Annotated in this window: 17 protein-coding genes and 1 pseudogene; 8 read left to right on the forward strand and 10 right to left on the reverse strand. The window is 72.0% G+C overall.

Annotated elements, in window-relative coordinates:
• Positions 1–9 precede the first annotated feature (9 nt).
• From U5640_RS17095 to U5640_RS17110, 4 genes are all read right to left on the reverse strand, one after another.
• On the reverse strand, positions 10–1119 hold the full coding sequence (locus tag U5640_RS17095) for a hypothetical protein (protein ID WP_340376659.1): 1110 nt from the start codon (positions 1117–1119) through the stop codon (positions 10–12).
• Between the two features lie 47 nt (positions 1120–1166).
• Positions 1167–2105, reverse strand: coding sequence for an N-acetylneuraminate synthase family protein (locus tag U5640_RS17100; RefSeq protein ID WP_340376660.1), 939 nt, complete (start codon positions 2103–2105; stop codon positions 1167–1169).
• A 13-nt stretch (positions 2106–2118) separates the two neighbouring features.
• Positions 2119–3333 (reverse strand): N-acylneuraminate cytidylyltransferase, encoded by a 1215-nt coding sequence (locus tag U5640_RS17105; RefSeq protein ID WP_340376661.1) that lies wholly within the window; start codon positions 3331–3333, stop codon positions 2119–2121.
• Between the two features lie 508 nt (positions 3334–3841).
• The gene (locus tag U5640_RS17110) at positions 3842–5167 is read right to left on the reverse strand and encodes a DUF6716 putative glycosyltransferase (RefSeq protein ID WP_340385156.1); all 1326 of its coding nucleotides are present in this window, start codon (positions 5165–5167) and stop codon (positions 3842–3844) included.
• Between the two features lie 228 nt (positions 5168–5395).
• Between U5640_RS17110 and U5640_RS17115 the strand changes: the two genes are divergently transcribed.
• From U5640_RS17115 to U5640_RS17135, 5 genes are all read left to right on the forward strand, one after another.
• Positions 5396–6382: a glycosyltransferase family 2 protein gene (locus U5640_RS17115; protein WP_340376662.1), complete on the forward strand. Its 987-nt coding sequence runs from the start codon at positions 5396–5398 to the stop codon at positions 6380–6382.
• Positions 6382–7719, forward strand: coding sequence for a polysialyltransferase family glycosyltransferase (locus tag U5640_RS17120; RefSeq protein ID WP_340376663.1), 1338 nt, complete (start codon positions 6382–6384; stop codon positions 7717–7719). The genes U5640_RS17115 and U5640_RS17120 overlap by 1 nt, the downstream gene beginning before the upstream one ends.
• A gap of 111 nt (positions 7720–7830) precedes the next feature.
• Positions 7831–8829 (forward strand): glycosyltransferase family 2 protein, encoded by a 999-nt coding sequence (locus U5640_RS17125; protein ID WP_340376664.1) that lies wholly within the window; start codon positions 7831–7833, stop codon positions 8827–8829.
• Positions 8822–9235, forward strand: a complete 414-nt coding sequence (locus U5640_RS17130; RefSeq protein ID WP_340376665.1) for a GtrA family protein — start codon at positions 8822–8824, stop codon at positions 9233–9235. Before U5640_RS17125 ends, U5640_RS17130 begins: the two co-directional genes overlap by 8 nt.
• Positions 9232–10494 carry an NAD(P)/FAD-dependent oxidoreductase gene (locus U5640_RS17135; protein ID WP_340376666.1) on the forward strand — a complete coding sequence of 421 codons (1263 nt, stop codon included), beginning with the start codon at positions 9232–9234 and terminating at the stop codon, positions 10492–10494. The genes U5640_RS17130 and U5640_RS17135 overlap by 4 nt, the downstream gene beginning before the upstream one ends.
• Positions 10495–10552: 58 nt before the next feature.
• On the opposite strand, the gene U5640_RS17140 is transcribed toward U5640_RS17135, so the two are convergent.
• From U5640_RS17140 to U5640_RS17150, 3 genes are read right to left on the reverse strand one after another with little or no spacing between them, the layout of a single operon-like run.
• The gene (locus U5640_RS17140) at positions 10553–12238 is read right to left on the reverse strand and encodes a hypothetical protein (RefSeq protein ID WP_340376667.1); all 1686 of its coding nucleotides are present in this window, start codon (positions 12236–12238) and stop codon (positions 10553–10555) included.
• A gap of 4 nt (positions 12239–12242) precedes the next feature.
• Complete coding sequence (locus tag U5640_RS17145; RefSeq protein WP_340376668.1) at positions 12243–14576, reverse strand: glycosyltransferase; 2334 nt, start codon at positions 14574–14576, stop codon at positions 12243–12245.
• Positions 14573–15955: a glycosyltransferase family 29 protein gene (locus U5640_RS17150; RefSeq protein ID WP_340376669.1), complete on the reverse strand. Its 1383-nt coding sequence runs from the start codon at positions 15953–15955 to the stop codon at positions 14573–14575. Before U5640_RS17150 ends, U5640_RS17145 begins: the two co-directional genes overlap by 4 nt.
• A 312-nt stretch (positions 15956–16267) precedes the next feature.
• Between U5640_RS17150 and U5640_RS17155 the strand changes: the two genes are divergently transcribed.
• Positions 16268–17377: an acyltransferase gene (locus U5640_RS17155; RefSeq protein ID WP_340376670.1), complete on the forward strand. Its 1110-nt coding sequence runs from the start codon at positions 16268–16270 to the stop codon at positions 17375–17377.
• Between the two features lie 26 nt (positions 17378–17403).
• On the opposite strand, the pseudogene U5640_RS17160 reads toward U5640_RS17155, so the two are convergent.
• Positions 17404–18061: pseudogene (locus U5640_RS17160) on the reverse strand (TetR/AcrR family transcriptional regulator C-terminal domain-containing protein).
• A 70-nt stretch (positions 18062–18131) separates the two neighbouring features.
• Here U5640_RS17160 and U5640_RS17165 point away from each other — a divergent pair.
• Positions 18132–19451 carry an FAD-dependent monooxygenase gene (locus U5640_RS17165; protein WP_340376671.1) on the forward strand — a complete coding sequence of 440 codons (1320 nt, stop codon included), beginning with the start codon at positions 18132–18134 and terminating at the stop codon, positions 19449–19451.
• A gap of 9 nt (positions 19452–19460) precedes the next feature.
• Here the strand turns inward: U5640_RS17165 and leuE are convergent, their stop codons facing one another.
• Positions 19461–20099 (reverse strand): leucine efflux protein LeuE, encoded by a 639-nt coding sequence (gene leuE, locus U5640_RS17170; RefSeq protein ID WP_340376672.1) that lies wholly within the window; start codon positions 20097–20099, stop codon positions 19461–19463.
• A gap of 30 nt (positions 20100–20129) precedes the next feature.
• The gene (locus U5640_RS17175) at positions 20130–21710 is read right to left on the reverse strand and encodes a methylmalonyl-CoA mutase family protein (protein WP_340376673.1); all 1581 of its coding nucleotides are present in this window, start codon (positions 21708–21710) and stop codon (positions 20130–20132) included.
• A 62-nt stretch (positions 21711–21772) separates the two neighbouring features.
• On the opposite strand from U5640_RS17175, the gene U5640_RS17180 reads away from it, so the two are divergent.
• Positions 21773–22615, forward strand: a complete 843-nt coding sequence (locus U5640_RS17180; protein WP_340385158.1) for a L,D-transpeptidase family protein — start codon at positions 21773–21775, stop codon at positions 22613–22615.
• Positions 22616–22681 lie beyond the last annotated feature (66 nt).

Genomic DNA, 22681 nt, shown 5'->3' on the forward strand with positions numbered 1-22681 from the left:
GGGCCGCCGCTACGGCATCACCGCCGCCAGCCGATGCACGTCCCGCGCCGTCCCCGTGACCCCCGACAGGAAGCCCTGGGCCCTCGGGGACGCGTGTTCCGTCAGCCAGGTGGGGTCGATGTCGCAGACCGCCACGCGGACGTCGGTGCCGGAGAGGGCGAGGGGGAGGGTGTGGACGACGGTCGACGGAAAGCTGAGGACCGTACGGCCGATCGGGCCACGGCGGGCGATCAGTTCCAGGGGGAGGTCGGGGCGGACCACCTCCAGGCCCGTCTCCACGGCCAGCCGGTGGAGTTTGTCCGCGCTCTCGCGGCGGTGGGCGAAGTAGCGGGCCGCGCCATGAGCCCGGGCGAGTGCCCGGACGGCCTCCAGGTAGCGGTCGGCGTCCACCACACCGGTCTCGACCAGCGAGGTGCCGACCATGTCCGCGCCCTTGGTGACGCGCGGCGGCCCGAAGCGGGCCCGGGTCCAGGTGAAGGTGTTGGCGGTGACCGTGACGCCCTCGGGGACGTCCTGGACCGGCATCGCGGAGAAGACCTCGACCCGGGTGTCGGCCGACGGGGTGAGGCGGCGGCGGGCCGAGGAGGACACCGGGGCGAAGAGGAGGTCGCGGGGGCCGGGCCGGCCGCCCTTGCGGTGCCAGCGCACGAGGCGTTCGCCGCGGGCGAGCTGGCCGACGAACTCCATGGTCGCGGTGCCGTCGTCGACCACGACGAGATCGGTGGCCCTGGTGATGGTGAGAAGGAGCTGGACGTACCGGGAGAAGGGATCGCCCATGACGACCCGCCGGGCCCGGCGCAGCAGCGGGGCGAGCCCGCCGATCGTGCGGAAGGGGGCCGTGGTCCCGCCGCGGGCCTCCTCCCAGCGCACGGCGTGCCCCTCGTCGCGGGCCAGCTCGGCCATGCGCCGCAGCTGTCCGCGGGTCATCGGGTCGGTCGGGGACAGGACGACGAGGGTGAGCTCCGGGCCGGACGCCTCCGGGGCGGGCGACTGGGCGGCCGACTGGGCGTGCGGCCGGGTGTGCGCCCACTCCAGCACGTTCAGGAGCTGCACCGGGCTCTCGACGAAGGCGAGGGTGTGGGGGGTGGTGCCGGTGTCGATGCCGGCGCGGGGGCTCATCCTCGTACGACCGTCCCGTAGTGGTGGGTGTCTCGGACCCTGGTGGCTCAGACCGCGACCGGCTCGCCCGCCGCCGCGGCGATCTCCGCCTCCGCGACGACACCGCTGACGCGGCGGAGCTTCTTCATGGGGCCGAGCTCGGAGTCGTAGACCTTCTTGACGCCGTCGCCGAGGGAGGCCTCGATGGTGCGGATGTCACGGACCAGGCGCGTGAGGCCCTGGGGCTCGACGGAGGCGGCCTGGTCGGAGCCCCACATCGCGCGGTCGAGGGTGATGTGGCGCTCGACGAAGACGGCGCCGAGGGCGACGGCGGCCAGTGTGGTCTGCAGGCCGGTCTCGTGGCCGGAGTAGCCGATCGGGACGTTCGGGTACTCCTTCTCCAGCGTGTTGATCACGCGGAGGTTGAGCTCCTCGGCCTTGGCCGGGTAGGTCGAGGTGGCGTGGCACATGACGATGTTCTCGCTGCCGAGGACCTCGACGGCGTGGCGGATCTGCTTCGGCGTCGACATGCCGGTGGAGAGGATGACCGCGCGGCCGGTGGCGCGCAGGGCGCGCAGCAGCTCGTCGTCGGTGAGGGAGGCGGAGGCCACCTTGTGGGCGGGGACGTCGAACTGCTCCAGGAAGGCGACGGCCTCGGTGTCCCACGGGGAGGCGAACCAGTCGATCCCCTTCTTCTTGCAGTACGTGTCGATCTGGCGGTACTCGTCCTCGCCGAACTCCACGCGGTGGCGGTAGTCGATGTACGTCATCCGGCCCCAGGGGGTGTCGCGCTCGATGTCCCACTGGTCGCGCGGGGTGCAGATCTCGGGGGTGCGCTTCTGGAACTTGACGGCGTCGCAGCCGGCCTCGGCGGCCACGTCGATCAGCTTGAAGGCGTTCTCGAGGTCGCCGTTGTGGTTGATGCCGATCTCGCCGCAGATGTAGACCGGGCGGCCGGGGCCGACCTCGCGGGAACCGAACGTGCGCAGACGGGAGTTGGTGCTCATGGCGGAACGTTCCTTACCTGGTGGAGGTGGAGAGGGAGGGTCCGAGGATCCAGCCGGCGATCTCCCGGATCGCGCCGTCGCCACCGGGGACGGTGGTGACCGCGCGTGCGGCGCCGCGTACGACGTCGTGGGCGCTCGCGACCGCCACCGGCCAGCCCACGAGGGCGAAGCAGGGGAGGTCGTTGACGTCGTTGCCGACGTAGAGCACGCGCTCCGGCGCGATGCCCTGTTCCTCGCACCACTGCTTGAGTGCGAGGTCCTTGCGGTCGATGCCGTGCAGGACCGGGAGCTTCAGCTTCCGGGCCCGGGCCGCGACGACCGGGTTCTGTTCGGTGGACAGGATCAGGAGCGGGAGGCCGCTCCTGCGCAGGGCGGCGATGCCGAGGCCGTCGCCGCGGTGGACGGAGACGAACTCCCGTCCGTCGGAGTCGATCAGCACCCGGTCGTCGGTCTGGGTGCCGTCGAAGTCGAGGACGATCGCGTCGATGTCGTCCGCGGTCGGCAGACCGTCGGGGCGGTCGGCGTCGAAGAGGGGGGCGAGGGCGCGGGCCCGGGCGAGGTCGTGCGGGTCGTCGACCTCCAGGACCCGGGCGGGGTCGGTGCGGACGAGTTCCGTACGGCCGAAGAAGCGGTGCCGGTGCTCGCGGAAGCCGGCCGCGTCCATGGCGTAGGCGGCCCCGGTCTCCAGGAAGTCCTGGGGGCGGTCCTGGCGGCGCGGGCGGAAGGACTTGTCGTGGTTGACGCCGTGGCCGCCCTCGCCGCTGTCGTCGGCGTGGCGCCAGACGAAGCCGTGGAAGGGGGCCACGGTGACGGCCGTGTCCGCGCCCTGCTCGACGACCGCGCCGGCGACCCCGTCGACGTCCTCGCGGACAAGGAAGGGGCTGGTGCACTGCACGAGCAGGACCACGTCGACCGGGCTGCCGTGCAGGGCCTCGTGGGCGTCCATCGCGTGCAGGACGGCCGCCTCGGAGGTGGCGGTGTCGCCGGCGATGGCGGCCGGGCGCAGCACGACCTCGGCGCCGGCCTCGCGGGCCGCGGCGGCGATGGCCGGGTCGTCGGTGGAGACGACGACGTCGGTGACGAGCCGGGTGGCCCGGCACTCGCGCACGGCCCGGGCGACCAGCGGGACGCCGCCGACGGGGGCGAGGTTCTTCGCGGGCACACCCTTGGAGCCGCCGCGCGCGGGGATCACGGCGAGCACGCGGCGCCCCGCTGGGGAGTCGGACATGGGGGCTTCTCCTAGCGGTGAAGGACGATCACTCACGCCGCTCCCTCCCGGGGACGACGACCGAGCCCGACCACGGGGGCGGGGCGAGGGACGGGCGTGGCGGCGAACCCGAGGCGCCGGGCGGACATGGCGGCAGCCCCCCGGCGACGGGCGGACGTAGCGGCAGACCCCCGGCGACGGACGGGCGTGGCCGCGGACCCGCGGCTGCGGGCCGAGTCGCCGGCCAGCCCGAGCCCGCGAGCCGACGCCACGGCAGACCCGAGACACCAAGTCGGCCCGGCGGCGGACCCGAGCCCGCGAGCCGACGCCACGGCAGACCCCGGACGCCGGACGGACGTAGCGGCGAACCCGAGGCGACGGACGGGCGTAGCGGCAGACCCCCGGCGACGGGCGGGCGTGGCCGCCGACCCGCGGCTGCGGGCCTCCCCGGCACCAGACGCCAGCCCCGGGGCGGGGCAGCTCAAGGCCTGGGCGGCTGGTGTTCCGGCTGCCGCCGGACGGCTCCCGCTCACAGCTCCCCCATGCGGCGGATCACGGGGGCCACTCGCTGTACCCCGTGCCGGTAGGCGCCGCGTGCGGCGCGGCGGACGATCTGGCGGACCGGGCCGGGGTCCCTGTCGGAGGCGGGGGCGCCGGGCAGGGGGCTGCCGTCGGGGCCGAGGTGGTGGCGGGCGAGGATGCCGGGCAGATAGCCGGGCGCGGTGGCGGGCGTGTACCAGGGGGTCAGGGGCGGCAGTCCGCCGGGCCTCTCGAGCAGCTTGGCGATGCGCTCGCGGGCGGCGTCGAAGGCGGTGGCGTACGAGCCTCCCCCAGAGGGGGTACCCCCGGCCGCGACGCCCTGCCGGGCGACCCACTCCTCGTCGGGGGCGGGCCGGTGGCCGGCGTCGAGCTGGTCCCAGGAGGCGAGACAGCCGGAGCCGACGAAGTGGTGGTTGCCGAGGGCCTCGCGCACCCCGAGGTCGCTGAGGACGACGGTGGGGACACGGCGGTGGAGGGCCTCCAGGGCCGCGGTGGAGCTGACCGTGACGAGCAGGTCGGTGCGGTCGAGAACCTCGCCCATGTTGCCGTACACCAGGCGGAAGTTGGCCGGCGGGTCGAGCCGCTGGACCAGCTTCTGGTACGGCAGTTCCTCGATGTGCGTGGTGTGCTCGCCGGGCTGGGAGCGCAGCTTCAGCAGCACCTCGCGCTCGGGGTGCAGACGGGCGTGCCGGACGAGCCGGTTCAGCAGGTACGTACGGTCCTTGCGGCTCTCCGGCACGGACGGCTGCGCGGCGAAGACGACCGTGTAGGGGTCGTGCTCGCCGGTGTAGGCGGCGCCGCCGAGGAACGGCAGGGCGACCTCGGTCACCGAGGAGGAGTCGGCGCCGACCCCGTCGTAGACCGCGCGGAACCGTTCGGCGTCCTGGCGGGAGTTGGCGAGGACGAGGTCGGCACCGTGCCGCAGCAGCAGGCCGTCGGCGAGCTTCTCGTAGACGACGCCGACATAGCCGGTGACGACGACGGGGCGGTCCGCCCGGCCCTCCCAGACCCGCTTCAGGCCGTGCAGGACGGCCTGGACGCCGCCGCCGACGAGCGCGAGGACGAGGACGTCGTACGACTCCCGCGTCATGGCGCGCAGGAACTCGACGGCGGTGACCTCGCGCAGGGAGTCGGCGTGCACGCCCACCTCGGCGAGCTGACGCGGGGTGGGGGTGGCGCGGCCGCGCAGGAGGTACCCGTCGAGGACGGGGACGACCGGGTCGGCTTGCACCCCGCTTCCGAATCCGGGCACGATCCTGGAGGCGGTCAGCGCACCCCATTTCCATCGGGTGTCCGAGTCCGCGAGGACGGCAATCCGTGGGGGGGGTCGCAGTACTTGCTGGCACGCCGAAGACGCTAGAAAGCAAAACCCAGGGTTGGCCCAACCTCGATTCAACGAAAAGTTAACAGCAGCCCACCGGTGGCCGAACTGGCTCTCCGGGAGCGGTGCCGCACGCCCGGTGCACCATTCCGACACATTGAGTTCACCGCCCGTCTCCTCAACGGAAAGTTCCGTTGTCGGGGGCCCTCCTAGGATTTCGCCGTGCCAAAGCTTTCCGTGATCGTGCCGTTCTACAACGTCCAGCAATACGCGCCGGACACCCTCAGAAGCCTTCGTCTCAACGCCCGTCCGGACTTTGAGTTCGTCCTGGTGGACGACGCGTCGAAGGACGAAACTCCGGCCCTTCTCGAACGGGCCGTCGAGGAGCTTTCCGAGGTCGCCCGGGTGCGTTACGTCCGCCATGAGGAGAACGGGGGGCTGGCCACCGCGCGCAACACCGGACTCGACGCGGCGAGCGGCGAGTACCTGACGTTCCTGGACGGCGACGACTGGCTGGCGCGCGGGTATCTGACCGAGCTGGTCACCGCGATCGAGACGCTGGGCTGCGACTTCGTCCGGACGGACCATGTTCAGGCCACCGGCCGGGCGCGCACGATCGTCCGGCATCCGCTCGGGCGGCGCGAGGAGGTGATCAGTCCCCGGGAGGCGATCCTGCCGGTCGACCGCTCCACGTCCGTCGACTACGCCTACGCCTGGGCCGGCGCCTACCACCGCCGCCTCCTCGACCGCGGGCTGCTGCACTTCACGCACGGGCTGCGCACCGCCGAGGACCGGCCGTGGATCTGGAAGCTGCACCGGGAGGCGGAGTCGTTCGCGGTGCTGAACCTGCACGGCGTCTTCTACCGCCGCGGGGTCGCCTCCTCGCTCACCCAGATCGGCGACGCCCGTCAGCTCGACTTCATCCGCGCCTTCGACCAGGTGATCGAGGAGACCGCCGGGGACCGGGAGGCGGACCGGCTGCTGCCGAAGGCGGTGCGCACCTACTGCGCGATCATCGCCCACCATCTCGCGGAGATCGACAAGTTCGAGCCCGCCGTGGCCAAGCAGCTGCGCACGATGAGTTCGGCGGCCATACGGCGGATGCCGCAGGAGCTGCTCACCGACGTTCTCGACACCATGGACCTGCGCCGCTCGGCCAAGCTGCGGCGGCTCAGGCGCCAGATCACCAGCGCGAAGGCGGCCGCCTGATGGCACGCACCACCGGACAGACCACCCAGATCTTCTGCGCCTCCACGCTGTACGGCGCGGCCACCCTCGCCGCCGCCCTGGACGCCGGCTGCTTCCCGGCGGCCGGGCGGCGGCTGCTGCTGGTGTGCAACAACACGACGAACCCGGAGACCTCCCCGGCTCTCGACGAGATGCCGGGCTTCGCGCCCCTGCGCGACCGCTTCGAGAAGGTCCTGTCCTGGAACGAGGCGATCAGCCCCTTCCACCCGGGCGCCTGGACCCCGCGTCCCGACGACGTCCCGCTGTTCGAGCGGTACCTGCGGCTGCTGTGGGGGCTCGGCGCGGACCGGGTGGAGATCGTCCTGGAGTCCCTCCAGGTCAACCCGGCGCAGGCGATCGCCCAGGTGTTCCCGGGCGCGCCGGTCGAGGTCTACGCCGACGGCCTGATGAGCTACGGCCCGACCCGTAACAAGCTCGACCCGCTGATCGGCACCCGGGTGCGCCGGCTGCTCCACCTGGACCTGGTCCCGGGGCTCGTGCCGCTGCTGCTCACCGAGTTCGGGGTGCCCGCCGCCACGGTCCCGTCGGCCGCGTTCCTGAAGGTGCTCGGGCAGGTCGCCGACGCCGTACCCGGTCTGCCGCCGCTGCCGGACGACTCGGCGCTGCTGCTCGGGCAGTACCTCTCCGCGCTGGACATCATGTCCGCGCAGGAGGAGGAGGACCTGCACGTACGGATGATGCGGGGGGCGGTGGCCCGGGGGCACCGCTCGGTCGTGTTCAAGCCGCATCCGTCGGCCCCGGCCCGCTACAGCCGGATCCTGGAGACGGAGGCGGCAAGGCTGGGGGTGGACCTCACGGTCCTCGACGTGCCCGTGCTGGCCGAGGTGCTGTTCCAGCAGGCGCGGCCCGCGCTGGTCGTCGGCTGTTTCTCGACCGCGCTGTTCACCGCGTCGGCGTTCTACGGGCTGCCGGTGGCGCGGGTCGGCACCGGGCCGCTGCTGGACCGGCTGACGCCGTACCAGAACAGCAACCGGGTGCCGGTGGTGCTCGCGGACGCGCTCCTGCCGGACCTGGAGGAGCAGGACGCGATCATTTCGGCGGACCTGCTGACCGGACTGCCGGCCGCCGTCGGATTCGTGATGCAGCCGCAGATTCTTTCGGGTCTCCGTCCCGAGGCGGAGAATTGGCTGCGCGGCCATCTCGGTCCGCGCACCCAGCGTTACTTCAAGCGCAAGCGGCTGACTTCCCTGGGGCTTCCGGGCGGTATCCCGGAACGGCTGGCGTTCCTTCCGCACAACTCCACGGCCCGCCGGGTGGTACGGCGGGCGAAGGCACTGCGGAAGGTGATCAAGCGGTGATACTCCACCACTCGGTCCAATAAACCCGAAAAGATGAAGAGCAATGGGGAAGCCCGCTTTCGGACGGACGGAGTTGGGCCGCGGTTCACCCACGCTCCATAGCTTCCCCGAATGCTGCAAACAGCGCTCTCCCACCAACCGGTCGCCGTCCCGGCACCGGAACACCGGCCGCTGATCTCCTACGTGCTGCCGGTCTACAACGAGCAGGACGGCATCGCCGCCTTCCACACCGAGCTGACCGCAGCCCTCGCCGGCCGCACCGAGCTCGACTTCGAGATGGTGTACGTCAACGACGGCTCCGCCGACGGTTCGCTGGCGATCCTCAGGGCGCTGGCCGAGCAGGACGGCCGCGTGCGCATCGTCGACTTCGCCCGCAACTTCGGCCACCAGATCGCCATCACCGCCGGACTGGACGTCGCCCGGGGCGACGCGGTGATCGTCATGGACACCGACCTCCAGGACCCGCCGCGGGTCAGCCTGGAGCTGGTGGACGCATGGCGCGAGGGCGCGGAGATCGTGCACGCGCGCCGCCGCAGCCGCCAGGACACCGCGTTCAAGCGGACCACCGCCCACCTCTACTACCGCGTGCTGCGCTCCTCCACCGAGGTCGACATCCCGCTCGACACCGGCGACTTCCGCCTCCTCGACCGGCGGGTCGCCGACGAGCTGCGCAAGTACCGCGAGAAGAGCCGGTTCGTGCGCGGGATCGTCGCCTCGATGGGCTACCGGCAGACCGAGGTCGCCTTCGACCGCGACGAACGCTTCGCCGGCGAGACCAAGTACCCGCTGCGCAAGATGGCCAAGCTCGCCATCGACGGCGTGACCAGCTTCTCCACCGTGCCGCTGAAGATGATCACGCGGCTCGGTTTCGTTGTCCTGGCCCTGTCCACGGCCGGCATCGTCTACGCCCTCGCGATGAAGTTCTTCCGCCCCGACATCACCGTCTCCGGCTGGACGATGCTGATGGTCGTCGTGCTGTTCCTGGGCGGTGTGCAGATGCTCTCCCTCGGGGTCATCGGCACCTACATAGGCCGCATCTACAGCGAGGCGCAGGGCCGTCCGCTGTACCTGGTGCGCGAGGTGATCGGCGGTTCCCCAGCCGATGACTGAGACCACGGCCGGGATCCAGGCGCGCCCCTCCTCCCGGACCGTGCGCCAGCTGGTCCGCTACACCCTGATCGGCGGCAGCGGGGTCACCCTCGACCTCGTCGTCTTCCTGCTGCTGCACAACGGGGCCGGGATGGACGAGCAGTTCGCCAACGCGATCAGCACCACGCTCGCCATCACCAACAACTTCGCCCTCAACGCCCGCTTCACCTTCGAGGCCCGGGACCGGCTCGTCGTCCGCTTCCTGCGCTTCTACGCCGTCGGGCTGACCGGCATCGCCCTCACCGACCTGCTCTTCCTCGCCTTCACCGACGGCCTGGGGATCAACGCCAACCTCGTCAAGGTGGGCTCGATGCCCCTGGTCCTGGCGCTCCAGTTCGTGCTCAACAAAAAATGGAGTTTCGCGTGAACCTCGGCATCATCGGCGCCGGCGCCACCGGCCTCACCGCCGCCTGGGACGCCGTGCGCGCCGGGCATCAGGTGACCATCCTGGAGGCCGCCGGTGAACTGGGCGGGCTGGCCGCCTCGCTGGAGGTGGGCGGGGTGCCGCTGGAGCGCTACTACCACCACATCTTCCGCAGCGACAGGGCGATGATCGCCCTCATCGGGGAGCTGGGGCTCGGGGACGCGCTGCGCTTCCACAGGCCGACCACCGGGATCTACCGGGGCGGGAGGCTCATCGACTTCACCACCCCGTTCGACATGCTCCGCTTCCCGGAGTTCTCGCCGGTGGACGCGGTGCGCTTCGCGGGGTCGTCCGCGGTGCTGAAGGCCGTACGGAACGGCGAGCGGTACAACGACCTCACCGCGCTCGCCTGGCTGCGCAGGAGGGCCGGGAAGAAGGCCACGGCGGCCATCTGGGAGCCGCTGCTGAAGGGCAAGTTCGGGGACCGCGCCGAGCAGGTGTCGATGGCCTGGCTGTGGGCCCGCATCCACTGCCGGACCTTCGAACTCGGCTACGTGGACGGCGGGTTCGAGCGGGTGTACGCCGCCCTGCGGGACGGGATCGAGGAGCGCGGCGGGAAGGTCGAGTTCGGCAAGGCCGTCGAGACCGTCCGGCAGGAGGGCGACACGCCGGTCGTGACCTGCGCGGACGGCTCGACGTACCGCTTCGACCACCTGATCGTCACCACCCCGCAGCCCGCCTTCGCCAAGGCCGCGGGGCTGCCCGCCGAGGACACGGTGTGGAAGAACCAGTACCTGGGCGCCACGTGCTTCGTCCTCGAGACGGACCGCAGTGTGATCCCGTACTACTGGCTCAACATCAACGAGCCGGACTTCCCTTTCCTCGCGGTGGTCGAGCACACCAAGATGATCGACCCGTCGGTCTACGGCGGCCGGCACATCCTCTACGTCGGCAACTACGTCGAGCGCGAGGACTGGCGCTTCACCACCGACCCCGGTGAGCTGCTGAACGCGTTCGTGCCGTACCTGAAGCGGATCAACCCCGCCTTCGACCCGGCCTGGATCAAGGACTGGCACTTCTCGAAGGCCGGCTTCGCCCAGCCCGTGGTGACCCCGCGGTACCGGGCGCTGATACCGCGCCACGAGACCCCGATGAGCCGGGTCACGCTGGCGACGATGGCCCAGATCTACCCGCAGGACCGGGGGCAGAGCTACTCGGTGGAGATGGCCCGGAAGGTGACGGCCTCGCTCGGGCTGCGCTGACCGGTTCCGAACCTACGGAAGGGGCCCCGGTGCACACCGGGGCCCCTTCCGCGCGCGGCTACTTCAGCTTGCACACCACCAGCGGTGTCCTCGGCCTGAGCGGCGGGCACGCGTACGTCGCCTGTACGCGCCTGCGCAGGTCCGCGTCGACGGAGGCGAGCCGGAACCAGGCCCGGTCCAGGATCGCGTAGGGCGCCGGGTCGTGGTCGACGCAGTCGGCGTTCTCCTTGAAGGACTTCAGGTCGGCCACGTCCGGGATGAAGCGGGTGCGCTGCAGGAACGTGGCGATCGGGTAGCGGCACCGGGCCGGGTGGTCGACGTAGTAGACCGTGTCGCCGAAGGCCAGGTAGAGCACCTTGGCGCCCGCCGGGAGCTGTGCGCGCAGCTGGTCGGCGTCCCTCTGCTTGGTCTCGGCGTTGCGGTGGAACGTGGTGTTGGTCGCGGACACCTTGCCGTACTGGGCCAGGTGCGGGGAGCTCGGCCAGATCGGTCCGGCGAGCAGGACGACCCCGGCGAGCGCGACCGGTGCGAGGGAGCGCCGGGGCACTCCGGTGAGCCGGGTGTCGGCCAGCGCGGCCAGCAGGGCGAGCAGCCCGAGGGCCCACAGCGTCGCGGGGCGCTGGAGGCCGTGCGGCAGCCGGGTGTAGAGCGCGGGCAGGGTGCCGTAGAGCAGGGACACCGCGCCGAAGCACCACGGGGGCCGCGCGGATCCGCCCACCGCGAGGCCCCAGACGGCGGCGGCGAGGACGGTGAGCTGGACGGCGTGGTACGGGAACCAGTTGCCCTGGACGATCACCACGGCCAGCGAGCCGAAGCCGATGAGCACGGCGATCGTCAGCAGTTCCAGACGGCGGGCGCGGCCCTGGACGCGGGTGAGGAGGAGCAGCAGGGCGCCGGGAAGGAGCAGCAGCACCGGGGTGAGGACGGACCGGTCCGCGAGGAACTCGAAGGACCGGTGCAGGACGAAGCCCGGGCGGATGCCGGTGCGGCTGAGGGCAGACTGGTTGATCAGCGGCATGTCGTGCGTCCACTGGAGCTCGTGCGAGCCGGCCAGGACGCTCAGTCCGAAGAGCGCGAGGGCGCCGGGTACGGCGACGGCGGCGACGCGGATCGCCCGGCCGCGGTCGGCGGCCCACAGGATCAGGACGCCGAAGGCGGCGGTGGAGGCGGTGGAGTACTTCATCATCACCGCGAGGCCGAGCGGCAGCGCGGCGAGCAGGGCGGCGGGCCAGGCCCTGCGGACCCCGAGGGCGGCGGCGACGCCGAACACCGTCAGGACGACCGCCGTCCACTCCGGCTGGAGGAAGTCGGTGCGCGGGGCGAGGGCCAGGACGAGTCCGGTGGTGCCCGCGGTGAGGGCGGCCTCGCGCGGGGTGGTCCGGCGCAGGAGTGCGGTGTACAGGGCGAGGGCCGCGGCCGCCACGACGAGGGCGCCCTCGGCTTCGATGATCGTCTCCCGGACGGCCGTGCCGCCGGAGGTGGGCAGGTCCAGCAGGGCGATGAACCAGCGGTAGAAGAAGGGGCGGTGGGTGAAGACCTCGGACGGGGAGTAGCCGGCCTCGCCGCCGAGGCGCAGGGCGGCGAGCACGTACTGGAGGTCGCCCGTCAGGCGCCGGGTGAGGACCGTGTACACGACGGCCGCCGCGGCCGGGGCCGCGACCACCGGCCACCACAGGGGTGACCGGCGGGCGCGGGGGGCGGGCGGCGCGTCGACCGGGGCGGTCGTCGTCGCCGGGGGAGCCATGGGGTCAGCCGCCCAGGATCGTGCGCAGGTCGGCGGAGTTGGCCTCGGTGACCTTCCACAGTTCCTGCTGGCGGCCGTGCACGTCGGCGACCGTGCGGTCGTGGTCGGCGAGCAGGTCGCGGGAGCGTTCCACGAGGAGCGCGGCGAGGTTGCGGTCGTGCACCGAGACACCCCACTCGGGGCGGTCGATGTCACGTAGGAAGTACGCCATCTTGGGGTGCGAGATGAGGCTGATGATCGGGGTGCCGCAGCCGAAGGGGATCATGCCGGCGTGGCCGCGCATGCCGATGACGAGCCTGGTGCGGGCGTACAGGTCGCGAATGCCGTCGTTGTCGAAGTCGTACATCGGGATGACGGGCAGCGAGACGCCGTGTTCGCGGCGCAGGTCGAAGGCGATCTTCTCGTCGTCGAGGGAGTGCGCCACGCACTGGACGTCGGCCAGCTCACGCAGGCCCTCGACGGCCTTGGCCATCTGGGCGAGGAAGTAGCCGTAGTCGTGGCCGAAGCGCAGGCCGGCGCGGTCGTAGGCGGCGTTGACGAGGATGGTGTCGTCGCGGCGCACGGGGTCCTGCCAGCCGTCGACGAGTTGGCGGGTGACGGTGGTCGGGCAGGGCTGGAAGCGGACCTTGTCGTGGAGGTGGGCGGGGAGCATCGCCCGGACCTTCTCGATGGAGCCGTGGTTGCGCAGACCGAAGAACGCGGACTTCTCGACGAGGAGGCGCAGCGACTCGCGGAAGCGGTGGGCGCGGTAGGACTGGCCGTCGAAGGCGTTGAAGCCGACGGCGTAGACCGCGATCGGGACCTCGATGCCCTTGAGCATCTCGTCCGGGACGTTCCACTGCCAGGCGCTGTTGCCGTTGGGCATGGTGTCCGGGATGAAGAGACCGCCGCCGCCGATGACCAGGCCGCGGCGGGCGTTGACGCGCTCCAGGGCGTTCCGGTCGAAGAGGCGGTGGGCGTGCACGGAGTGCCAGCGGCGGGAGGTGGTGTCGCGATCGAAGCCGAGCCGGACGCTCTCCGGGAGCAGCTTGTCGCCGGCGTTGCCCTGGCGGTCCATGTAGAACGCGACGTGGGCGAGCTGGTCCTCGGGGCGGCCGGCGGGCTGGGCCGGGATGCCGGTGGTGCGCTGGTGCCAGATGCGGCTGGCGCGGTGGGTGGGGTCGACGGTGAGGCCGGCGGTGGCGTACTCGCGGGCCTGGGTGTCCTCGCCGTGGACCCAGGCGATCTGGGCGAGCCGGGAGAAGGCGGTGGCGGCCCGGTTGGGGGCGGCGCTCGCGAGGTGGAGCTGGGCCTTGGCCTCCTCGTAGCGGGAGACGCTCATCAGGGCGTTGCCGTACACCTCGTGCGGCCAGGCCTCGTCGATGGGCAGGTGGACCTGCTCCAGGATGTCGACGGCGGCCTGGAAGTCGCCGGCGCCGATGTGGGCGAGGGCGACCTTGCGGGCGGTGTCGGCGTCGCCGGTGCGCTCGACGTGCGGGGTGCCGTAGTGGACGAGCAGGTCGTGGTGGAGGGTGTCGCCGGCCTCCAGGTAGGCGGCGTGGAACTCGGCGTCGGTCAGCTCGAACTCGGCCCAGCGCTCCTGGGCGAGTCCGTAGCCGGCCTCGCCGCCCTGCCAGGGCTTGTGGCGGCCGGTGAAGTGCAGCACGGCGACGTCGTCGGGGACCGGGAGGTCGCCGGAGAGGCGGCGCTTGACGTAGTTGTACCGGGGGTCGAGGTCGACGAAGTCGCCGTCGAGGAGGGCGTTGAGGATGCCCTGGTCGTGCTTGTCGAGCTCGTACGTGCCGCTGCGGCCGATCGCGTCGATCTTCGCGCAGAACGCGTCGCTGAGGTACTCCTTCTGGATGACGAGGAGACCGCTGTTGAGCATGCGGGTCTTGTCGCCGTAGAAGAACTGCGGGACGGCGGCGAGGCCGTGGCGCAGCGTCAGGAGTTCGTCGACGGGGCCGAGGACCACCATGTCGGTGTCCAGGGTGATCACGGTGTCGTAGTCGCGGACGCGGAAGACGTCGAGGATGAAGTAGGCCTTGCGGACCAGGTAGTTGTCCTGGTCGCCCTTGACGTAGGAGTCGTAGTGGTCGGCGTCCACCCGGCGGAACCCGACGCGCGGGTGCAGGTCGCGGATCGCGGCGACGGAGGCGGGGCGCAGGCCGTCGTGGAGGACGAGGAAGTCCTCGCAGAGGTGGGGGTTGGACAGGGCGAGGGAGCGCAGCAGGACGAGGAAGCCGGGGAGGTAGTTCTCGTCGACGAAGCTCGCGAAGGCGATGCGGCGCTTGCCGGTGAGGGCGGAGGCGTCGGTGGCGGGGGCCGCCGGGGCGGGGGCCGGTGTGGAAGTGGTCATCGCAGGGAAATCCTCATGCCGGAGACGCTCTGGGCCCGTTCCATGACCCACGTCTTCTCGCTGCCGTATTCGTGCACGTTGGTGATGGCCAGCTTCATCGCCTCGGGGAGGCGGTAGGCGCCGCTCTCGTAGAAGTCGAAGCCGATCAGGTCGAGCGTGGGGCTGACGTCGAGGAAGTCGAGCAGCCAGAGCATGTTGAAGCCGGAGGTGGGGATGGCCGCGAACTGCTCGGTGGTCCAGCCGCCGATGGCGCGCACGGGCCAGCGCAGCGACTCGTCGTTGACGCAGGTCTGGGCGCCGGGGACCAGCTTGTTGCGGACCGAGTACTTCCAGTCGGGCGAGCTTCCGCTGAACACGAGCCGGGTGTCGACGGGCTTGTCCCAGTTGTAGTGGTGCTTGTGGATGGTGACGTGGATGTCGGTCCTGCTGCCGGTGTGCGCCGGGTCGATGCGGTACGAGTTGAAGCGCACGACGAGGTCGTAGGCGTCGATGTCGTGGCCGAGGCCGCTCTCGCCGACCGTGCCCGAGTTGGCGACGAGGCAGATCGACTTGCCGGCGATCCGGTTGCGGAACTCGCCGAGGCTGAGCCACTGCACGCCCCCGAACAGGGGGTCGGGCACCGGGCCGCGCATCCGGTTGCGGCGGGTGTCGGCGTACAGGGCCAGGGCCCGGGTCAGCTCGGGGGTGGGGCGGCTCTGCCGGGCGGTGGCGAGGTCGAGGTAGTGCGCGAGGGCCTCCTGGACCTCGTCCTCGCGGGCGCCCTCGCGGTCCATGGCGAGGAGCGCGCCGGCCAGCCGGGCCTCGGCGCCGCCCTGGTCGCCTGCGGCGTGCGCGGCGAGGCCGTCGGCCCAGGCGTCGGTGGCGGGTCCGGCGGCGAAGCGGGTGGCCTCGGGGACGGTGCGCTCCAGCAGGGTGAGCAGTTCGGTGCGGGCCCGGGTGGCGGCGTGGATGCCGTCGACGCGGGCGCGGACGCCGAAGCCGTCCTCCTTGGTGAGGTCGAGGTAGCGCTCGTAGGCCTCGGCGGCCTCCTCGGGCAGGCCGAGGGCCTCCAGGATCCGGCCGCGCAGCCGCCAGCCGGCGCGGGAGCCCCGGCGCAGGTGGAGGATGGTGTCGGTGATGGTCAGCGTGAGGTTCAGCTCGTCGTCGTAGGGGCAGACGACGGCCTTGTTGCCGACGTTGAGCAGGGCGTCGAGGACGTCGTTGCCGAGGGTGCCGCCGCTGCCGGTGGCGGCGGCCCTGGTGCGCCGGAGCAGGCTGCCGGCGGTGGGCGCGGGCGCGGACTGGTCCTGGACCGCCCAGGTGGCGAGGAGTTGGCGGAGCGCCTCGGCGACCGCCTGGCGGCGGGGGTCGAGGCTGCCGACGAGCTTGCCGCTGTGCACGGAGCAGGCGCGCAGGCAGTCGTCGAGCGAGACCGGGGATGGCGCTGACGAGGGCCTCTGCGGCCTGGCGTCTGACCCTCTGCTGCGGACCCTCGTCATGGTTCTCCTGGTCTTATGAAAAGCGTTTTGACGTACTGAAACCTGGTGAGGTTGGGAGAACGTAAGAAAGGAAAACGACGCTCAGGTGAACCCCTCGGAACAGAGGAGCGAATGCTGGGGCCGTCGAACAGAAGTTTCGCGGGTGACGCCATAGGGTCCACATAGACGGCACTCATCCGCATTCCCAGGGACACTCGCGTGACACAGACGGTCGTGAACACGACACAGGGGAGCCTCACGGTCGCCACCCCGGAGGCGGCCCCGCGCGGTGGCCGGCTGCGCGCGCTGGACGGCCTGCGGCTGATCGCGGCCCTGATGGTGGCCTGCTACCACTACGGCGGCCGGGGCGGCGACATCACCCGCGCCTGGGGCACCTCGGCGGCGCAGGTCTTCCCCACCCTGCACACGCCGTTCGCGTACGGCTGCCTGGGCGTCCAGGTCTTCTTCGTGATCAGCGGCTTCGTCATCTGCATGAGCGGCTGGGGCCGCCCGCTGCGCTCGTTCTTCGCCTCCCGGGTGGCCCGGCTGATGCCCGCGTACTGGGTGGCGGTGCTGCTGGTGACGGCCGTCTTCGCGCTGCCGGTGGTCGTCTACGACGCCGTCTCGCCCAGTGACGTCCTGGTCAACCTGACCCTGCTCCAGCAGCCGCTGGGCGTGGACCGGGTGCTGGGCGTGGACTGGACGCTGTGGGCGGAGGTCCGCTTCTACGCCCTGTTCGCGCTGTGCGTGGTGCTGCCGGGCGCGAACCGGCGCCGGGTGATCCTGTTCTGCGCGGGCTGGATCCTGGCGGCGGCGATCGCGCAGGGCGCGCACCAGCCGCTGCTCGACATCGTCCTCATGCCGGAGTACGCGCCGTTCTTCGTCGGCGGGGTCGGCCTGTACCTGGTGCACCGTGACCGCCGTGACCCCTACGCGTGGGGCATCACCGGGGTGAGCTTCCTCGTCGGCCAGCACTACGCGGTCCGCAGCCTGTGGAACGTCTCCGACCCGCACGCCTTCGCCCACCGCACCTCGTACGGCATCATCGCGGTCGTCGCCTTCGGGTTCGTCGCCGTCGCGGCGATCGCGCTGGGGTGGCTCGACCGGGTGAACTGGGGCTGGCTGACGGTGGCGGGCGCGCTGACGTACCCGTTCTACCTGGTGCACGAGCACCTGGGCTGGGTCGTGGTCGCGGCCCTGCACCGCCGGCTGGGCGTCCCCTCCGCGGCCACCTTCCTGCTGACGGTCGCGGGGATGCTGGTGCTGGCGTACGCGATGAACAGACTCGTGGAGGAGCGGCTGACGCCGAGGCTGCGGAGGGCACTGGCGGCGCCGCGCCAGTGAATTCCGGGTGAATCACGGGGCCTTTCTCAGGAAACTCCGCAGCGCGCCCCGATTCCCGCGATGACGATCTCCAGTCCCTCGTCGAAATGCGTGCCGTAATCGGCGAAGATCTCCGCGCCGGCCCGCGCGGCCAGCGGGAAATCGGCGAGCAGCCGGGCGCGCTCCTCGACGTCGTACCCCCTCCCGCCGTTCGCCGGGCAGCGGCTGTACGCCCTGCTCCTCGATGACGAACCCGATGGTGTACGCGTACGCGGTCGAGGTCGCCCGGACGGCCTGACCGAGGCCGAACCCGGCGGCCGTGAACAGCCGCAGGTTCTCCTCCATCTCCCGGGCGTGCCCGGTGCCCGTGAAGCGTGAGCCGCTGAACACCCGCGCGCCGTCGCGGTAGGCGAGGAGGGCCTCGCGCAGCCCGCGGTTGACCTTGCGGAGCCGCTCCTGCCAGGAGTCGGCCGGGTCGAGGGCGGTTCCGGCGACCATCCGCCGGTACATCTCGGTGGCCATCTCGTCCAGCAGCGCCTGTTTGTCCTTGAAGTGCCAGTACAGGGCCGGCGCCTTGACGTCGAGCTCCTTGGCGATGGCGCGCAGGGTCAGCCCGTCCAGGCCGGTCTCGTTCAGCAGCGTCAGGGCGGTGGCGGCGACGCGCTTGCGGTCGAGGGGGGCCCTGGGGGCTCGATCGGTGGTCACGGTTGACAGCTTAACGCCGTTAAGGGCACAGTCGTCGACGACAGCACTTAACAGCGTTAAGGAGATGGGGATGCGGCAGACGGACGTACTGATCGTGGGTGCGGGTCCCACCGGCCTCGCCCTCGGCATCGACCTGGCCCGGCGCGGCGTGGACGCGCTGGTGGTGGAGCGCGGCGCGACCCTCGCCCCCGGCTCCCGCGGCAAGGGCCTGCAACCGCGCACCCTGGAGATCTACGAGGATCTCGGCGTCCTCGACGCGGTCCTCGACGCCGGTGGCCCTTACCCGGTCGGCATGATCTGGCAGGACGGCGAGCAGGCCGGCGAGCACCGGATGTTCGACCCGGCCGAGGCCGGCGAGGAGGGCTCCCGCTTCACCGGCCCCTGGATGCTCCCGCAGTGGCGCAACCAGGAGATCCTGCGGGCCCGGCTGACGGAACTCGGCGGCGCGATCGTCTTCGGGCACGAGCTGACGGAGATCGAGCAGGACGCCGAAGGGGTCACGGCGCGCTTCGCCTCCGGCGGGCCGGTGCGCGCCCGGTACGCGGTCGCCGCCGACGGGGGCCGCTCGGCGGTGCGCCGGGCGCTCGGCATCGGCATGACCGGCGAGACGGTCGACCCGGACCCGCTGCTGGTGGCGGACGTACGGATCACGGGTCTGGAGCGGACCTGGTGGCACGTCTTCCCGCCGGCCGGGGAGGGCACGGGCTTCCTGGCGCTGTGCCCGCTGGCCGGGACGGAGGACTTCCAGCTGGCGGCGCAGTTCCCGGACGGCACCGACCTGGCGCCCCTGCTCGGTCCGGGCGGCGTCCGCGAGGTGATCGCCGCCCGGACCCACCTCGCCGCCGAGGACGTGACGGAGGTCCGCTGGTCCTCCTCGTTCCGTCCGCGCGCCGCCCTGGCGGACCGTTTCCGCGAGGGCCGGATCTTCCTCGCCGGGGACGCGGCGCACGTCCACTCCCCGGCCGGCGGCCAGGGTCTGAACACCAGCGTCCAGGACGCCTACAACCTGGGCTGGAAGCTGGGGGCGGTCCTGGGCGGGCGGGCCCCGGCGGCCCTCCTGGACACCTACGAGGAGGAGCGCCGCCCGAACGCCGCGGCCATGCTGGGCCTGTCGACGGCGATCCACCGGGGCGAGGCCCGCCGGGGAGCGAAGACCCGCCAACTGGGCCTGCACTACCGCGCGTCCTCCCTCAGCGAGGAGACCCGCCCGGCCCCGGGCCCGATCCGGGCGGGCGACCGCATGCCGGATCTGACGCGGAACGGCACCGACTGGACGGTGGTGCAGCAGGAGGACGGGGTGTTCCTGGTCCGCCCGGACGGCCATGTGGGCTGGGCGGGCACGACCGAGCGGGACGCGAGGGAGTACCGGGCGCGCGTCGGCTTTTTCTAGGGCGCGGCCTCAGGCACTCGCGAGCGACAGCTTCACCGCGAACCCGAGGAACAACGCCCCGGCCGCCGAGGTCACGCCCGCGGCCAGCCGCCTGCGCCGCCGGAACGCGTCCGCGAGCCTGGTCCCACTGAAGATCAGCAGCGTGAGATACAGAAAGCTCGCCAGCTGCGCGAAGGCGCCGAGGACGACGAACGACAGGGCCGGACAGGCGTATCCGGGATCGACGAACTGCACGAAGAAGGCGACGAAGAACAGGATCGCCTTGGGGTTGAACAGGCTCACGACCAACGCCCGGCGGAAGGGCCGCTCGTCGGCGACGGCGGCCTCCCCCCCGGCGGGGACGCGCGTCCGCACCATCCCCCACGCCGCCCGCAGCATCCCGACGGCGAGCCAGCTCAGATAGCCGGCGCCGGCGTACTTCACGATCCCGAACAGCACGGCGTTGGCCTGGAGCAGCGAGGCGACCCCGGCCGCCGACAGCGTCATCAGCACGGTGTCCCCGCACCACACCCCGGCCGCGGCGGTGTAGCCCGCCCGCACCCCGCGCCGGGCGGCGACGGAGAGGACGTACAGGGAGTTGGGTCCCGGAAGGAGGACGATCAGGACGAGGCCCGCGAGATAGGTGGGAAGGTCGACGACTCCGAACACGAGGACGAGTGTCGCACGGAGGTTCCCAGATCAGAACGCGTCGGCCGGGACGTACGTCCCCCACACCTCCCGCAGCGCGCCGCACACCTCGCCCACCGTGGCCCGGGCCCTCAGCGCCTCCTTCATCGGGTACAGGACGTTGTCCCGGCCCCCGGCCGCCTTCCGCAGGGCGGCCAGGGCCGTCCCGACCGCCGGGCCGTCGCGCCCGGCGCGCAGCCGCGCGAGCCGCTCCGCCTGCCGGGCCTCGATGGCCGGGTCCACCCGGAGCGGCTCGTACGGCTCCTCCTCGTCGAGCCGGAAGCGGTTCACGCCCACCACCACCCGCTCGCCGGAGTCCGTCTGCCGGGCGATCCGGTAGGCGTTGCGCTCGATCTCCTCCTTCTGGAAGCCGCGCTCGATCGCGGCGACCGCGCCGCCGAGGTCCTCGACCCGGCGCATCAGCCCGAGCGCCGCCGCCTCCACGTCGTCGGTCATGCTCTCGACGACGTACGAGCCCGCGAAGGGGTCGACCGTCGCGGTCACGTCCGTCTCGTGGGCCAGCACCTGCTGGGTCCGCAGCGCCAGCCGCGCGCTCTTGTCCGAGGGCAGCGCGAGCGCCTCGTCGTAGGAGTTGGTGTGCAGGGACTGGGTGCCGCCCAGGACGGCGGCCAGGCCCTGGACGGCGACCCGCACCAGGTTCACCTCGGGCTGCTGGGCCGTCAGCTGGACCCCCGCGGTCTGGGTGTGGAAGCGCAGCATCAGCGACTTCGGGTCGCGCGCCCCGAACTCCTCCCGCATCACCCGCGCCCAGATCCGGCGGGCGGCGCGGAACTTCGCGACCTCCTCCAGGAGGGTCGTGCGGGCCACGAAGAAGAAGGACAGCCGGGGGGCGAAATCGTCGACCTCCATGCCCGCCGCCACCGCCGTTCGGACGTACGCGATACCGTCCGCCAGGGTGAAAGCGATCTCCTGCGCCGGGGACGCGCCCGCCTCCGCCATGTGGTAGCCGGAGATCGAGATCGTGTTCCACCGCGGCAGCTCGGCCCGGCAGTAGCGGAAGATGTCGGCGGTCAGCCGCAGGGAGGGCTGGGGCGGGAAGATGTACGTCCCGCGCGCGATGTACTCCTTGAGGACGTCGTTCTGGACGGTGCCCGTCAGCCGGTCCCCCGCGATGCCCTGCTCCTCCGCCACCAGCTGGTACAGCAGCAGGAGCAGCGCCGCCGGGGCGTTGATCGTCATCGAGGTGGACACCCGGTCCAGCGGGATCCCGCCGAACAGCACCCGCATGTCGTCGAGGGAGTCGACGGCCACGCCCACCTTGCCGACCTCGCCGTGGGCGAGCGGGGCGTCGGAGTCGTGGCCCATCTGCGTGGGCAGGTCGAAGGCCACGGACAGGCCGGTCGTGCCGTGCGCGATGAGCTGCCGGTAGCGGGCGTTGGACTCGGCCGCCGTGCCGAAGCCCGCGTACTGGCGCATGGTCCAGGGGCGGCCGGTGTACATGGACGGGTGGACGCCCCGGGTGAAGGGGTAGCCGCCCGGTTCGCCCAGCTGTTCGGCCGGGTCCCAGCCGTCCAGGGCCGCGGGCCCGTACACCGGCTCGATGGGCAGTCCCGACTCCGACGCGCGCACCATGCCCACCACCATGCCGCTCCGTTCGCCCGGCGTCATCCGGGGGGAACATCTCAGGCATGCGGATGCGGAGATCGATCATCGCCCTGGCCGGCACGGCGGCCCTGGCGACCCTGTGCGGCTGTACCGTGCGGACCCCGGGCACCCAGGACGGCAGGGCGCGCCCGCCGGTCCGGGCCGGCGTCACCGGCACGACCCCCGACCCGGACCCGAGCGGCACCGCCCCGGACGACAAGCCGATCGCGGCCCGGACCCCCGGCACCCCGTCGCCCGCCCCAGCCGTGCTGTACCGGCGCGGCGACTCCGGGCGGGACGTGCGCGAACTCCAGGCCCGGCTGCGACAGCTCGCCTGGCTCTTCGAGGGGCCGACGGGCCGGTACGAGGCGTCCACCGAGGAGGCGGTGAAGGGGTTCCAGGGCAAGCGCGGGCTGCCGCGGACCGGGACGACGGACACCGTCACCTGGGACCGGCTGGTGGGGATGACGCGTGAACCGGGGCAGTGGGAGCTGTATCTGATGGGCGGTCAGCCCGCCGCGGAGCCCGACTCCCGGTGTCTGACCGGACGGGTGCTGTGCATCGACAAGACGAGCCGCACCCTGCGCTGGATGATCGACGGACGGACCGTGTCGACGATGTCCGTGCGGTTCGGCTCCCAGTACACGCCCACCCGCGAGGGGGTGTTCCAGGTCTACTGGAAGTCCCGCGGCCATGTGTCGACGCTCTACCACACGCCGATGCCGTACGCGATGTTCTTCAGCGGCGGCCAGGCGGTGCACTACTCGTCCGACTTCGCGGCCCGGGGCTACGCGGGCGCCTCGCACGGCTGTGTGAACGTACGGGACGAGGCGGCGGTCTCGGCGTTGTTCGCGCAGGTCCGCAGCGGCGACAAGGTCGTGGTGTCCTGGTGAGTTCGGGGCGCGGGCGGGACCGGGGGAACGTGTCCCGCCCGCGCCAGGTGCACGAGCCGTAGGTAC

It is taken from the genome of Streptomyces sp. SS7, from assembly GCF_037993025.1.
Classification (GTDB): Bacteria; Actinomycetota; Actinomycetes; order Streptomycetales; family Streptomycetaceae; genus Streptomyces.

What these genes read in the sequence shown, in the direction of transcription:
- U5640_RS17095 (WP_340376659.1), bottom strand. Translation starts at nt 1,119, where the DNA reads ATGAGCCCCCGCGCCGGCATCGACACCGGCACCACCCCCCACACCCTC.
- U5640_RS17100 (WP_340376660.1), bottom strand. Translation starts at nt 2,105, where the DNA reads ATGAGCACCAACTCCCGTCTGCGCACGTTCGGTTCCCGCGAGGTCGGC.
- U5640_RS17105 (WP_340376661.1), bottom strand. Translation starts at nt 3,333, where the DNA reads ATGTCCGACTCCCCAGCGGGGCGCCGCGTGCTCGCCGTGATCCCCGCG.
- U5640_RS17120 (WP_340376663.1), top strand. Translation starts at nt 6,382, where the DNA reads ATGGCACGCACCACCGGACAGACCACCCAGATCTTCTGCGCCTCCACG.
- U5640_RS17125 (WP_340376664.1), top strand. Translation starts at nt 7,831, where the DNA reads ATGCTGCAAACAGCGCTCTCCCACCAACCGGTCGCCGTCCCGGCACCG.
- U5640_RS17130 (WP_340376665.1), top strand. Translation starts at nt 8,822, where the DNA reads ATGACTGAGACCACGGCCGGGATCCAGGCGCGCCCCTCCTCCCGGACC.
- U5640_RS17140 (WP_340376667.1), bottom strand. Translation starts at nt 12,238, where the DNA reads ATGGCTCCCCCGGCGACGACGACCGCCCCGGTCGACGCGCCGCCCGCC.
- U5640_RS17145 (WP_340376668.1), bottom strand. Translation starts at nt 14,576, where the DNA reads ATGACCACTTCCACACCGGCCCCCGCCCCGGCGGCCCCCGCCACCGAC.
- U5640_RS17165 (WP_340376671.1), top strand. Translation starts at nt 18,132, where the DNA reads ATGCGGCAGACGGACGTACTGATCGTGGGTGCGGGTCCCACCGGCCTC.
- U5640_RS17175 (WP_340376673.1), bottom strand. Translation starts at nt 21,710, where the DNA reads ATGGTGCGCGCGTCGGAGTCGGGACTGCCCATCGAGCCGGTGTACGGG.
- U5640_RS17180 (WP_340385158.1), top strand. Translation starts at nt 21,773, where the DNA reads ATGCGGAGATCGATCATCGCCCTGGCCGGCACGGCGGCCCTGGCGACC.